This window comes from Sphingomonas sp. (assembly GCF_017744835.1).
In the GTDB taxonomy this organism is placed as follows: domain Bacteria; phylum Pseudomonadota; class Alphaproteobacteria; order Sphingomonadales; family Sphingomonadaceae; genus Sphingomonas.
Genome location: NZ_JAGIAM010000003.1, coordinates 670,682 through 684,903 on the forward strand (window position 1 = coordinate 670,682; position 14,222 = coordinate 684,903).

At 67.8% G+C, this 14,222-nt stretch carries 9 protein-coding genes; 4 read left to right on the plus strand and 5 right to left on the minus strand.

From position 1 onward, the window contains the following. Positions 1–14: 14 nt before the first annotated feature. A complete protein-coding gene (locus J7500_RS11055; protein WP_294061761.1) occupies positions 15–1,670 on the minus strand; it encodes an electron transfer flavoprotein-ubiquinone oxidoreductase in 1,656 nt (551 codons plus the stop codon). A 130-nt stretch (positions 1,671–1,800) separates the two neighbouring features. Here J7500_RS11055 and J7500_RS11060 point away from each other — a divergent pair, with 130 nt between their 5' ends. The 3 genes from J7500_RS11060 to moaB are packed head-to-tail and all read left to right on the plus strand — an operon-like array spanning position 1,801 to position 4,869. Then, positions 1,801–2,535 carry a uracil-DNA glycosylase family protein gene (locus tag J7500_RS11060; RefSeq protein ID WP_294061762.1) on the plus strand — a complete coding sequence of 245 codons (735 nt, stop codon included), beginning with the start codon at positions 1,801–1,803 and terminating at the stop codon, positions 2,533–2,535. A gap of 2 nt (positions 2,536–2,537) precedes the next feature. Beyond that, positions 2,538–4,352, plus strand: a complete 1,815-nt coding sequence (locus J7500_RS11065; RefSeq protein ID WP_294061763.1) for a lytic transglycosylase domain-containing protein — start codon at positions 2,538–2,540, stop codon at positions 4,350–4,352. After that, the gene (moaB, locus tag J7500_RS11070) at positions 4,342–4,869 is read left to right on the plus strand and encodes a molybdenum cofactor biosynthesis protein B (protein ID WP_294061764.1); all 528 of its coding nucleotides are present in this window, start codon (positions 4,342–4,344) and stop codon (positions 4,867–4,869) included. Before J7500_RS11065 ends, moaB begins: the two co-directional genes overlap by 11 nt. A gap of 10 nt (positions 4,870–4,879) precedes the next feature. On the opposite strand, the gene J7500_RS11075 is transcribed toward moaB, so the two are convergent. Next, positions 4,880–5,407, minus strand: a complete 528-nt coding sequence (locus J7500_RS11075; RefSeq protein ID WP_294061765.1) for a YbjN domain-containing protein — start codon at positions 5,405–5,407, stop codon at positions 4,880–4,882. Between the two features lie 104 nt (positions 5,408–5,511). Between J7500_RS11075 and J7500_RS11080 the strand changes: the two genes are divergently transcribed. Next, positions 5,512–6,582, plus strand: coding sequence for a PA0069 family radical SAM protein (locus tag J7500_RS11080; RefSeq protein WP_294061766.1), 1,071 nt, complete (start codon positions 5,512–5,514; stop codon positions 6,580–6,582). A gap of 4 nt (positions 6,583–6,586) precedes the next feature. Here J7500_RS11080 and J7500_RS11085 read toward each other — a convergent pair whose 3' ends face one another. The 3 genes from J7500_RS11085 to dnaE form a co-directional block, all read right to left on the minus strand. Further along, positions 6,587–8,695 carry an SGNH/GDSL hydrolase family protein gene (locus tag J7500_RS11085; protein ID WP_294061767.1) on the minus strand — a complete coding sequence of 703 codons (2,109 nt, stop codon included), beginning with the start codon at positions 8,693–8,695 and terminating at the stop codon, positions 6,587–6,589. A 62-nt stretch (positions 8,696–8,757) separates the two neighbouring features. Beyond that, positions 8,758–10,341: a long-chain fatty acid--CoA ligase gene (locus J7500_RS11090; protein WP_294061768.1), complete on the minus strand. Its 1,584-nt coding sequence runs from the start codon at positions 10,339–10,341 to the stop codon at positions 8,758–8,760. A gap of 69 nt (positions 10,342–10,410) precedes the next feature. Further along, positions 10,411–13,890, minus strand: a complete 3,480-nt coding sequence (dnaE, locus tag J7500_RS11095) for a DNA polymerase III subunit alpha (protein WP_294061769.1) — start codon at positions 13,888–13,890, stop codon at positions 10,411–10,413. Positions 13,891–14,222: the final 332 nt, after the last annotated feature.

The window sequence follows — 14,222 nt, forward strand, 5'->3', positions numbered from 1 at the left end:
GCGCCAGCGCCAGGCTACATGTTCGGATAATTGGGGCCGCCGCCGCCTTCGGGGACCACCCAGTTGATGTTCTGTGTGGGATCCTTGATGTCGCAGGTCTTGCAGTGCACGCAATTCTGCGCGTTGATCTGGAACCGCAGATCATCGCCTTCCCCCACGACTTCATACACGCCGGCCGGACAGTAGCGCTGCGCCGGCTCCGCGTACACCGGCAGATTATAGTGGATCGGAATGTCCGGATCTTTGAGCGTGAGATGGACCGGCTGATCCTCCTCGTGATTGGTGTTCGAGACGAACACCGAGGAGAGCCGGTCGAAGGTCAGCACCCCGTCGGGCTTGGGATATTCGATCGGTCGCGCTTCGCTGGCGTGCAGCAGGCTCTCATGGTCGGGATGGTGCTTCATCGTGAAGGGCCAGCGCAGGCCGATCAGCTCCATCCACATCGCGACGCCCGAGAACAGCGTGCCCCAGGTATCGCCGAACTTCTTGACCAGCGGAACGACGTTGCGGACGCCGCGCAACTCCTTCTCGACCCAGCTCGACCGATAGGCATCGGTATAGGCAGTGAGCTCGTCGCTGGTGCGCCCGGCCTGCACCGCCGCGAAGGCGGCCTCGGCGGCCATCATGCCGCTCTTCATCGCGGTGTGGGTGCCCTTGATGCGGGGCACGTTGAGGAAGCCGGCGGTGTCGCCGATCAGCACCGCGCCCGGCATCGTCAGCCTGGGCACCGACTGCCAGCCGCCGTCCGAGATCGCGCGCGCGCCGTAGGAGACGCGCTTGCCGCCCTGCAGGATCTCGGCGATCGCCGGATGGGTCTTCCAGCGCTGCATCTCGTGGAAGGGCGAGAGATAGGGATTCTTGTAGTTGAGCCAGACGACGAAGCCGAGCGCGACCTGGCCGTCGGCCTGGTGGTAGAGGAAGCCGCCGCCATTGGACTCGCCTTCCTTGAGCGGCCAGCCCTGGGTGTGGATCACGCGGCCGGGCACGTGCTTGGCGGGATCGATGTCCCACAGCTCCTTGATGCCGATGCCATAGACCTGCGGCTGCGCGTCGCGGCACAGGTCGAACTGGCGCTGGAGCTGCTTGGACAGGTGCCCGCGCACGCCTTCCGCGAAGAACGTGTATTTGGCGTGGAGCTCGAGCCCGGGCTGGTAATCGGGCTTGTGCGTGCCGTCGCGCGCCACGCCCATGTCGCCGGTCGCCACGCCCTTCACGCTGCCGTCGTCATTGTAGAGGATCTCGGCGGCGGCGAAGCCAGGGAAGATCTCGACGCCCAGCTCCTGCGCCTTGTCGGCCAGCCAGCGGCAGAGGTTGCCGAGGCTGCCGGTATAGGTGCCCTTGTTGTGCAGATAGGGAGGCGTCAGGAATTCGGGGAAGCTGGCCTTGCCCTTGGCGCTCAGCATCCAATGGTGGTTCTCGGTCACCGGCGTGCGCGCGAGCGGGCAGCCGTCCTCGCGCCAGTTCGGCAGGAGCTCGTCGAGCGCGCGCGGATCGATCACGGCGCCCGAAAGAATGTGCGCGCCGACTTCGGAGCCCTTCTCGAGGATGCAGACCGACAATTCCTGGCCGGCATCGCCCGCGAGCTGCTTCAATCGGATCGCGGCGGAGAGGCCCGCGGGGCCCGCGCCGACGATCACGACGTCATAGGGCATGGACTCTCGTTCGCTCATCCTCTTAATCCCTTGCGAGTCTCTTCGGCGGACGTAGCGTCGCGCCTGTCATCGTGCTCCGGCAACGTCCTGTCCATCTGTCGATGAAGGCAGATTGACCGCGGCGTCAACTAGGATTCAAATATCGGGTATGGGGGCGGAACCGCTACAGGATTGGCACAAGACGCTGGCGAGCGCACTCGAATGGTGGCGCGATGCGGGTGTCGACATGCTCGTGGAGGACGAGGCGCGCGACTGGACCGCGCGCCCGGCGCCGCGCCCCGAGAGCGTTGCCGCCGCTCCGGCTTCCGCGGTACCGCAGCCCCAGGCTCCGGAAGCGCTGCCCGATACGCTCGAGGCGTTCGTCGCCTGGCGGATGAGCGACGCCGCGCCAGAGGCGCAGTGGATGACGTCGCGCGTGCCGTCGGCGGGTCCCGCCGATGCCGAATGGACCGTGCTGGTCGACATGCCGGAGGCTGAAGACAGCGACACGCTGATGAGCGGTCCGGCGGGACGGCTTCTCGACCGGATGCTGCTGGCAGTGGGGCTGAGCCGCGCGAACGTCCATCTCGCATCGCTCGCCGTGGCGCGGCCGGTGACCGGCCAGATCGGCGCGGACGAAGGTCCCCGACTGGTCGAGCTGGCGCGCCACCATCTTTCGCTGGTGAAGCCGAAAAAGCTGCTGCTGCTCGGCCAAGCGGCGAGCCGTGCCGTTCCCGAGACGGGTGGCAGCTTCACGGGCAAAACCCTAATCGTCGTAAACCACTTTGGCCCAGATTGTGCGGTAGTAGCCACTCATCACCCACGCTTCCTGCTCGAACGCCCGGCGTTCAAGAGCGAGGCCTGGAGACACCTGCTGCTGTTGCACCGGGGGGACACGGTTTGACGATGCGTATCTTCCTTGCGGCGGCGCTGATCGCAGCGCCCGTCGCAGCCCATGCCGAAGACGGCCCGGCAACGCCCGCCGCGCCGGGTGTGAGCGCGCCCGCTGCAGCGCCGCTGCGCGAGGGCGACGGCATTCCCGACCAGCTCGATGCCGAGCAGCGCGCCGGCTATCGCGCGGTGTTCACTGCAATCCGCGACGAGCGCTGGACCGACGCGCAGATCCAGCTCGATTCGATGAAGCCTGGCCCGCTGCACGCGATCGCGCGCGCCGAGCTCTTCACCGCCAAGAACTCGCCCAAGGTCGACGCGGCGCCGCTGCTCGCGCTGCTCGCTGAGGCTCCCGAGCTTCCCGAGGCCGAGCAGGTCGCGCGGCTGGCGAAGATGCGCGGGGCGATCGACACCCCGCCCCTGCCCGAAGCGCAGCGGCTGGCCTGGCTGGGCTCGTCGCCGGTGCGCCAGCGCGCACGATCGGTTCGCAGCGACACCGCCGCGACCGAAGTGGCGCTCGCGATCCAGCCGTTCGTCAAGGCAGACGACGGCGTCAACGCCGAGCTGCTGGTCGACAAGTTCGCGCCCGAGCTCACGCCCGATGCGCTGACCGAATGGCAGCAGAAGGTCGCCTGGATCTATTACACCGCGGGCGACGACACCAACGCGCGCCGTGTCGCGGCCAAGGCGCAGCTCGGCATCGGCGACTGGGCGAGCCAGGCCGACTGGGTTCAAGGCCTCGCCGCTTGGCGCCAGCACGACTGCAACGGCGCTGCCGCGGCCTTCGACCAGGTCTCGACGCGCGCCGCGGACACCGAAATGCGCTCTGCCGGGCTCTATTGGGCATCGCGCGCCGACATGGCATGCGGCCGGCCCGAGAAGGTCAGCACCAAGCTGCGTGCCGCCTCGCAATATGGCGAGACCTATTACGGGCTGCTCGCCAAGGCGGCGCTGGGCATCGAAGACAAGCCGCTCGCGACCGAGCGCTTCGTCGCCGAGGATTGGCGCACGCTCGAGCGCCGGCCCAACGTTCGCGTCGCCGCGGCGCTCGCAGAGATTGGCGAGGACGGCCTCGCTGGCGACGTGCTGCGCCACCAGGCGAAGTTCTGCACCCCGGACGAACATGCCGCGCTGACCCGCCTCGCCGGGCGGCTCAACCTGGCCGCGGTCGAGCTGTGGCTGTCGCACAACGGCCCGGTCGGCGCCCGCGCGCTCGTCCAGGCGCGGTACCCGGCGCCGAACTGGACGCCGGCCGGCGGCTGGCGCGTCGACAAGGCCCTGGTCTTCGCGCACACGCTCCAGGAATCGCGCTTCAACTCCGAGATTCGCAGCGCCGCCGGCGCGATGGGACTGATGCAAGTGAAGCAGGGCGCGGCAGTCGACATCGGCCGCCGCAACGGCGTCTTCTACGCGCCGGGCGACCTGACCAAGCCGTCGGTCAACATGGAGATCGGCCAGTCCTATCTCGAGCAGCTGCGCGACCAGCCCTTCACCCAGGGGCTGCTGCCCAAGGTGATCGCCGCGTACAATGCAGGTCCTACTCCGGTGCAGCTCTGGAACAGCCAGATGCGCGACAATGGCGACCCGCTGCTCTACATCGAGAGCATCCCTTATTGGGAGACGCGCGGCTATGTGATGACCGTGCTGCGCAACTATTGGATGTACGAGCAGCAGGAAGGCCGAAAGTCGACGAGCCGCTCAGCGCTCGCGCAAGGGTTGTGGCCGCGCTTCCCGGGCCTTCCGGGGGCGCCGGCGGTAAAGGTCAGCGCCACCACCGCGCCTGCTGTCCCCTTCGTGCCGCGGCAGGTGCAGGTCGCCGGTGGCAATTGACGAGAGCCTGGCGTTCCGGCCGGTCCGGATCGCCGTCCTGACCGTCTCCGACACGCGCACGCTTGCCGACGATCGCTCGGGTGACCGGCTCGTCGAGCGGCTGACCAGCGCGGGGCACGAGCTCGCCGACCGGGCGATCGTACGCGACGACGCTGATCTGATCGTCGCGCGGCTGCACGCCTGGATCGACGATCCGCAGGTCGACGTGATCCTCACCACCGGCGGCACCGGCGTCACCGGGCGCGACGTGACGCCCGAGGCGCTGGCGCGCGTCTGGGACAAGGAGATTCCGGGTTTCGGCGAGCTGTTCCGTTGGCTGAGCTATCAGACGATCGGCACCTCGACGATCCAGTCGCGCGCCACCGCCGGCGTCGCGCGAGGGACCTATGTCTTCGCGCTGCCGGGTTCGACGGGCGCTGTCACCGATGCCTGGGACCTGATCCTCAAGGACCAGCTCGACAGCCGCCACAAGCCTTGCAACTTCGTCGAGCTGATGCCGCGGCTGAGCGAGCGCTGAGACTTCGCGGTCAGTTCTTGGGCGCAGGCGTGGCGGGTTTCGGCACCTCCGCATCGAAGAATTCGCCCAGCTCGCCGAGCATCGACGACCACCATTCGAGCACGTCCGCGAAATTCTTCGAATTCACGCCACCGATCGTCGCGACGTCGTAGGCGGCCCCGAGCTTGCCGTCGGGCTTCACCGACATCTGGAGGAAGCGCTTGGTGCTGTTCCATTTGTTGGCGAGCTCGACCGTGTTCTCCGGCTCCTTCTTGAAGAGCACCTCGAACCGGAGCGAATCGCAGTTCTTGTGCTCCTTGCAGCCGTAGAAATAGACCTCGTAATGATAGCCGTCCCCGTCCACTTCGAGCATCGGGTCTTCGTCGCTGTCCTTGTCGAGCTTCGGCTTGAGCCCGCCCTTTGCCAGCGCAGCTAGCACGGTCTCCGGCTTGCTCGCGCAGACCATCCCCGCCTCGCAGGGGGCTGTGTCTTCGGCGGCTGCCGGAGACGAAAAACAGGCGACGGCAATCGCGGCCGCGGCGAGTGAAGACAGGCGCATCGAATTCCCCCCAAGTTAGACATCCAGCCTAGCAGCCTCTCCCTGGTCGCCGCAATGTGGCACATGTTCTTGCTATGTTCGCACCCGGGGGCTACGCTCTCGACATGGCGAAGACTCGTCCGACACGCGGCGCCACGCTCAATCGGGAAAGCCACCGCTTCAGCCTGCCCGCGCGCGAAGCCGATGGCGACTGGCTCGACGAACGCGAGGCGATCGACGGCGAGGCGCCGCGGCTGCGCACCACCGTGACGGTCGAGAAACCCAAGACGATCCTGACGCGCAACAACTCGCCGGACATCGCCTTCGATCAATCGGTGAACCCCTATCGCGGGTGCGAGCATGGCTGCATCTATTGCTTCGCGCGGCCCAGCCACGCCTATCACGATCTGTCGCCTGGGCTGGACTTCGAGACCAGGCTCTTCGCCAAGCCGGACGCACCGCGGCTGCTGCGCGAAGCGCTCTCGAAGCGCGGCTATGTGTGCCGGCCGATCGCCTTCGGCACCAACACCGATCCCTATCAGCCGATCGAGGGCAAGTGGCGGATCACGCGCGGCTGCATCGAGCTGCTCGCCGAATGCGATCATCCGGTGACGATCACCACCAAGTCCGATCGTGTCACGCGCGACCTGGACCTGCTCACGCCGATGGCGGCCAAAGGGCTGGCGGCGGTGATGGTCTCGGTCACGTCGCTCGACCCGCGGATCTCGATGACGGTCGAGCCGCGCGCGCCGCATCCCGAGAAGCGCCTGGCTGCTGTGCGCAAGCTCCACGAGGCCGGAGTGCCCGTGTTCGTCTCGTTGGCACCGGTGATCCCGCAAGTGACCGATCACGAGCTCGAGCATATCCTCGAGCGCGCGGCGGAGGCAGGCGCGCGGGGGGCCTTCTTCCTGCCAGTACGGCTGCCGCACGAAGTCGCGCCGCTGTTCCGCGCCTGGCTCGACACGCATTTTCCCGATCGCGCGGGCAAGGTGATGGCGACGATCCAGTCGCTTCGCGGCGGGCGCGACAACGACCCCGATTTCCACACGCGGATGCGCGGCCAGGGACCCTGGGCCGACCTGCTGCGCACGCGCTTCCAGCATGCTGTGCGACGCTATGGCCTTGACGGCGAGCGGCTGCGCCTGAGGACCGACCTGTTCCGCCCGCCCGCCGGCCCGCAGGGCGAGCTGTTCTGATCGGCTAGCGGCACATGGTGTCGAGCGGCAAGCGCTCGGGCGAGGCTGGCACGGGCATTCCCCTGGCAGCAAGCGCCCCTTCGAGCCCCAGCGGTGCAGGCGGGAGCGCGGGATTCACCTCCGCACGGTAATAGGGATCACGCTCGGCTTCCTCGAGGCTCACCAGCCGGAAGCCCTTGCGCCTGTAGAGATCGAGGAGCTGCGGGAGCATGCGCGCGTCGAAGGCGCCGAGGTGCATCAGCAGCACATAGGGGATGTCGCGGCCGTGAAGCGCCTGCGACATGGCGCGCGAACGATCGGCATTGGCGGCGGCGCCGGCGAGCCAGGCCTTCTCCATCTCGGCGACCGCGGCCGTGTCGCCCTTTGCCATGCAGCGGGCATAGGTGTCGTTATAGGCCCAATCGCCGAAGTCCATCGTCACCGAGGCGACCTTGTAGCCCTTGGCGGCGAGCAGGCGACGGACGCGGGCGCGGCGTTCCGTATCCTTGCCTTCGGAGAGGAACGGATAGCGGAACCAGTGCCAGTCCGCGGTGCCCATCTTGTCGCGCAGGATCGGCTCGTTCCGCGCGAGCTCCTCGGCGAATTGCGCATCGGTGAGATCGTTGAGATTGGCGTGGCGCCAGCCGTGGTTGCCGAGCGGGAGCCCCGCCGCGCGCCAGCGATCGAGCACGGCGGCGGACTCGGGCTCGCTCTCCAGCTTGACGCCGTTGATGAAGCCGGTCGCGGGCGCATGCGCCGCCTTGAGCGCGGCGAGGATGCGCTCGACAACCCCGACGCGAGTCTCGCCCGGAGGCAGCGCGGCATGCGAGGGTAGATCATCGAAGGTGATCGCGATCGCGGGCGGCGGCGGCGGCGTCCCCCTTCCCTTGTCCTTCGACCTGGGCGAGAGCAGTGACAGCGGCACGGCATCGGCCAGTACCTGATAGCCGGCCATCGCCGGGTGGAGCCCGTCGCCCGAATCGAGATCGGCGCGCAGCCGTCGCGGGTTGGCGGGGTCGCGCATCACCGCATCGAAATCGATCACGGCATCGAAATTGCCGGGGGTTCGGATCCAGTTGTTGACGGCGGCGCGATCGGCCTCGTTGGCTGCATCCGGATGGTAATAGTTCGAGCCGCCATAGGGCGTGATCGTGCCGCCGATAGCCTTGATGCCGTGCGCGCGTGCCCGCGCGACGATCTGGCGGAGCCCGTCGATCATCGCCTCGGCGAGCGCGTGGTGCTGCTCGGGCGTGGCGGGTGCATCGCGAGTGAGCACACCGAGATCGTTGACGCCGACGAGCACGATCATGTGACTGACGCCCGGCACCGAGAGCACGTCACGCTCGAAGCGGGCGAGCGCATTGGGGCCAGTGCCGTCGAGCAGCAGCCGGTTGCCGCCGATGCCGGCGTTGAGCACCGCCATGTTGCGCGTCGCCGGATCGGCCTGCATTCGGCGGAACAGCGCGTCGGGCCAGCGCAGATTAGTGTCGGGCTGGACGCCGTAGCCGTCGGTGATCGAATCCCCCAGCACGACGAGCGCTGAGGCGCCGGGCGCATCGACCTCGACGCCGCCAATCACGAACCAGCGCGGCGCGGTCTTGGCGCCGGGCAGCTCGACTGTGGTCACCTGGTTCCCATGGACGAAATAGCTGGTCGCGCGCGAGCCGGGGTGGCCGGTCTGACGATCGGGCGCCTTGGGCAGGAAGAGCGTGATCGCGAGGTCGGTGCCCGCTCCGACCGGGAGCGCCACAGGGTCGGACCAATAGTCGGCGCCCGCAGGGATCAAGGCCTGCGTATGGCCGCCGAAGGTGAGCGGCTTGAGCGTGGCGGGATCGATCCGCGACGTGGCGTTGCCCGCCGAGCGCGCTACGCTGGCGGCGCCGATGGCGAGCGGGGCATTGCCGAACGCGTTGGACAGCCGCACGCGCAGCTGCTTGCCTGCGAGCGTGACCCGGACGACCTGGCGCAGCGTGGCGTCGGTCAGGTCCTCGACGGGCGCCGCATTATTGTCGACCGGTACGATCTGCGACGTGGCCCAGGCGCCCACCCAGTTCGGCTGCTGCTGCGCGTGCGCGACCGGCGCCAGCCCGATCACCAACAGCAGCAACGCCACGAGCGCGCTCCACTTGCGCATCCATCCCCTCCGTGAATTTGATACCGCTGCCATAGCCGCCGAACCGGGCGTGGCAAACGGAGTCAGGCGGCGGCGAGCTTGAAGTCCTTGTATTGCTCGCGGATTGCGGTCTTGAGCAGCTTCCCCGTGGCGGTATGCGGAAGCGACTCCACGAAATGGATCTCGTCGGGTAGCCACCATTTGGCGACATGCTTCTCCAGATGCGCGCGGATCGCCTCGGGCGTCACGTCGCTGCCGGACTTACGCACCACGAGCAGGATCGGGCGTTCCTCCCATCGCGGGTGATGCACGCCGATCGCCGCCGCCTCGGCGACGCCGTCGCAACCCACCGATACATTCTCGAGCTCGACCGAGCTGATCCACTCGCCGCCCGACTTGATCACGTCCTTGGCGCGGTCAGTGATCTGCATCGTGCCGTCGGCGTGAAGCACCGCGACGTCGCCGGTGTCGAACCAGTTGTCGGCATCCACCGCCGGGTTCGGATCGCCGAAATATTGCCTCACGACCCAAGGCCCGCGCACCTGCAGCCGGCCCGCGCTCTTGCCGTCGCGCGGCAGCATGCGTCCTTCGTCGTCGACGGTGCGCAGCTCGACGCCGAAGGGAACCTTGCCCTGCTTGGAGACCTGGTCGACCTGCGCGTCAAAGCTCAGTTCGTCCCAGTCGGGGCTCGGCGCGCCCATGGTGCCGATCGGGCTGGTCTCGGTCATGCCCCAGGCATGGTTGACGCGGATGCCCATCTTCATCAGCCGCTCGATCATCGCGCGCGGCGCCGCCGAGCCGCCGATCGTGACGATCTTCAGGTGCTGCGGCGCCTCGCCGGTCGCATCCATATATTGGAACATGCCGAACCAGACGGTGGGCACGCCGGCCGAGTGCGTCACCTTCTCGCGGTTCATCAGCTCGCAGAGCACCTTGGGCTCGTTGACTGCCGAGAAGACGAACTTGAGGCCCACCGCCGCGCCCGCCCAGGGAAGGCCCCAGCCCACCGCATGGAACATCGGCACGATCGGCATGGCGACCGATTGGGTGGAAAGATCGAACTCGGCCGGCTGGAGCTCGGTGATCGCATGGATCACGGTCGAGCGGTGCGTGTAGAGCACACCCTTCGGGTTCCCCGTGGTGCCGCTGGTATAGCAGAGCATGCACGGCTCGCGCTCGCTGCCCTCGACCCAGGCATAGTCGCCGCTCTCGGGCGCGAGCAGTGCGTCGAAGCTTCCGTCGTCGAAGCAGACATAGTGCTCGATCGTCGTCCACTGCGGCTTCATCTTCTCGACCAGGGGCGCGAAGGCGCGGTCGTAGAGCAGCACGCGGTCCTCGGCATGGTTGGCGATGAAGGCGAGCTGATCGTCGAACAGCCGCGGGTTGATCGTGTGGATGATCCCGCCCATCCCCGCGACGCCGTACCAGGCGACGAGGTGGCGGGCGTGGTTCATCGCCAGCGTCGCGACGCGGTCGCCCGGCTTGATTCCCAGCCGTTCGAGCGCCTGGGCGAGCCGGCGCGCGTCGTGCGCCACGCCGGCCCAGTTGGTGCGCGTCTCGGTTCCGTCGGCCCAGCGCGAGACGATCTCGCGGCTCCCATGTTCGCGCGCCGCATGGTCGAGCAGGCGCATCACGCGCAGCTCGAAATCCTGCATCCCACCCAGCATCGTCTCTCTCCGCTCTACGGCTTTACGCAAACGTAAGCCCGGAGAGGCGCCCGAGTCGAGAGGTGAAGGTCAGGCGGCCGCGGCGAGGATCGCGTGCTGGCTGGCGAACTCGGCCGAGCGCACGCCGGGCATTGCCCCGATCCGCGCCACCAGCTCCTCGTCGAGACGGAAGTTGCGGCCGAGCACGACCTCCGCGCGGCCCTCGGGCCCGAGCGGCAGCCACAGGCGCACGGTGCCGCGGCCGCCGCGCAATTCTCCGATCATCTCGGCGAGCCGGGGCAGCGCCGCGGCATCGTCGATCGTGAGATCGAGCTGAAGCCGCGCGGTGTCGGCCAGCCCCTCGAGCGGCTGGACGCGCTTGATGCTCACGCGCGGCGTATCCTCGCCCGCACGCTTGTCGAGCTCGATCGTCAGCACCGCGCAGCCGCCTGTCTTGGCGGCTTCCTCCAGGTCCTTGGAGGCGAATTCGTCGAAGCAGGTGCTGAGCACCTGGCCGGTCTGGTCCGAGATCGAGGCCATCAGATAGCGATTGCCGCGCGCCGAGGTGCGCCAGCGCGCGTCCTCGATCAGCGCGGCGATCGTCGTGCCGACGCGCGCGCCCTCGGGGATCGACATGTCGGCTAGGCTCGCGATCGAGCGTGCGCCCTGCGAGCGGGCGACCTGCGCATAGCGATCGAGCGGGTGCGAGGAGAAGTAGTAGCCGAAGGCGTCCTTCTCGGCCGCGATCTTGTCGGCGAGCGTCCAATTGGCGTCGCGCGGAAGCGTGACCGCCCCGCCGCTCGGCTCGGAATCGCCGAACAACCCGCCCTGCCCCGTCGCGCGGCTCTCGTGCGTGCGCTGGGCGACCGCGAGGATGGTCTCGGCGGCGGCATGCACGCCCGCGCGATTGGCCTCGATCCCATCGAAGGCGCCGGCGCCGGCCAGCGTCTCGAGCTGGCGCTTGTTGAGCAGCCGCGGGTCGACGCGCTTGGCGAAATCGTCGAGCGACTTGAACCGGCCTTGCCCCTCGCGCTCCTCGACGAGCAGCTCCATCGCGCGCTCGCCAACGCCCTTGAGCGCGCCCAGCGCATAGCGCACCGCCAGCCCCTCGCCCGCCTTTTCGACATGGAAGTCGGCGAGGCTGGCGTTGATGTCGGGCGGCAGGCACTCGATCTCGAGCCGCCGCATGTCGTCGGCGAAGATCGCCAGCTTGTCGGTCTGATGGATGTCGTACGCCATCGAGGCGGCGAAGAACTCGTGCGGGTAATGCGCCTTGAGCCACGCGGTCTGATAGGCGAGCAGCGCATAGGCCGCGGCGTGCGACTTGTTGAAGCCATAGCCGGCGAACTTGTCGATCAAGTCGAACAGCTCGTTGGCCTTGGCCGCGGGGATCTTGTTGTGCTCGGCGCAGCCCTTGACGAAGGTCGCGCGCTGGGCGTCCATCTCCGCCTTGATCTTCTTGCCCATCGCGCGGCGGAGCATGTCCGCGCCGCCGAGCGAATAGCCCGCGAGGATCTGCGCGGCCTGCATCACCTGTTCCTGATAGACGAAGATCCCGTAGGTCTCCTTCAGGATCGGCTCGAGCAGCGCATGCGGATAGACGATCTCCTCACGGCCCGCCTTGCGCGCGCCGAAGCTCGGGATGTTGTCCATCGGGCCCGGGCGATAGAGCGAGACGAGCGCGATGATGTCGCCGAAATTGGTCGGGCGCACCGCAGTGAGCGTGCGGCGCATGCCTTCCGATTCGAGCTGGAACACGCCGACCGTGTCGCCGCGCTGGAGCAGGTCGTAGACTTCGGTATCGTCCCAGGCGAGCGCGTCGAGATCGACCTCGACCCCGCGGTCGGCGAGCAGCTCGACGGCCTTCTTGAGCACGGACAGCGTCTTGAGGCCCAGGAAGTCGAACTTCACCAGTCCCGCCGCCTCGACATATTTCATGTCGAACTGCGTGACGGGCATGTCCGAGCGCGGATCGCGATAGAGCGGCACCAGCTCGGCAAGCGGGCGATCGCCGATCACCACGCCGGCGGCGTGAGTCGACGAGTGGCGCGGCAGGCCTTCGAGCCGCATCGACAGGTCAACGAGATGGCGGACGTCGCTGTGGTTCTTGTACTCGGCGTGGAACTCGGCGACGCCGTTGAGGGTGCGCTCGAGCGTCCATGGGTCGGTCGGCAGGTTGGGGATCTGCTTGGCGAGGCGATCGACCTGGCCATAGCTCATCTGGAGCACGCGCCCGACGTCCTTGATCACCGCGCGCGCCTTCATCGTACCGAAGGTGATGATCTGCGCCACGGTGTCGCGGCCGTATTTCTGCTGGACGTAGCGAATGACTTCACCGCGCCGGGTTTCGCAGAAGTCGATGTCGAAGTCGGGCATCGACACGCGTTCCGGGTTGAGGAAGCGTTCGAACAGCAGGCCCAGCTTGATCGGGTCGAGATCGGTGATGGTCAGCGCCCAGGCGACCGCCGAGCCTGCGCCCGAACCGCGGCCCGGCCCCACCGGAATGTCGTGCGACTTGGCCCATTGGATGAAGTCGGCGACGATCAGGAAGTAGCCGGGGAAGCCCATCTGGATGATGACCCCCAGCTCGAACTCGAGCCGCTTCTCATAGATCTCGCGCTCGGCGGGATCGGTGATGCCGGCCTTTTCGAGCCGCTTGTTGAGCCCTTCCCAGCTCCGTTCGCGCAGCATCGCCGCCTCGCCCTCGCGGTCGCCGGCGAGGCTGGGCAGGATCGGCTTGCGCTTGGGCGCCGCGACCGCGCAGCGCTGCGCCACCACCAGCGTGTTGGCGATCGCCTCGGGCAGATCCGCGAAGAGCGACTGCATCACCTCGGCGGGCTTCATCCAGTCGTCGGGCGAGCTGCGCGGGCGGTCGTCGCTGGCGATGTAGGACGAGTTGGCGATGCACAGCATCGCGTCGTGCGCCTGGTGGAAGCTCTCCTCGGCGAAGCAGCTGGGATTGGTCGCAACCAGCGGCAGGTCACGGTCATAGGCGTGATCGACCAGCTTGGCCTCGGCGCGCGTCTCGATATCGTTGTTGCGGCGCGCGACTTCGACATAGAGCCGGCCGGGGAAGAGCCGCTCGAGCATCTCGCCATAGGCGCGCGCGGCGCTGTCCTGCCCCTCGGCATAGAGCCGCGCCAGCGCACCCTCGGCGCCGGCAGTGAGCGCGATCAGCCCCCCGGTATGCCCTTCCAGCTTGTCGATCGTGACATGCGCGTCCTCCTCGATCGGGCGATCGAGATGCGCGGCGGAGACGAGGTGGCAAAGATTCTCGTAGCCGGCCTCGTCCTGCGCATAGAGCGCAAGCCAGTCGATCGGCGCGGCGACGCCGTCGGGCATGTTGGGCCGCTTGACCGCGAGCAGCGCGCCGATGATCGGCTGGACACCTGATTTGCGCGCGGCGTCGGAGAAGGACATGGCGGCGTAGAGGCCGTTGCGATCCGCGACCGCGGCGGCGGGGAAGCCCAGTTCGCGCGCGCGCTTGGCGATCGCCTTGGGCTCGATCGCGCCTTCCAGCATCGTGTAGGACGAAAAAACCCGAAGTGGAACGAACCCCGAATGCGCCATCGCCGACCTATGCGGCAAGCGCGCGGGATTCGCCAGCGCGCCAGCGGCTTATCAACAGCTTTGCGCGCCGGAGTGCGGGGACTCGGCAACCAAAGGTCACACCAGGGTCACACTATCGCGACGGTTCGAGCGGGGCCTGACAGCCGGCCGATCCGGTGGGCCGATGCCGGAAGTGGACACGGCGGAAGTGGACAAAGCGGACACTCCAACGCGGGCGCGGGCGCGGGCGCATGCGCGTGCGTATGTGCCTGCGCGCGTGCGTGTGCGCGCGAGACGCCGATTATATTCAGATTGAGAAAGAGCGTTCCCGATTTGTTTCAGGCAAAATCCCA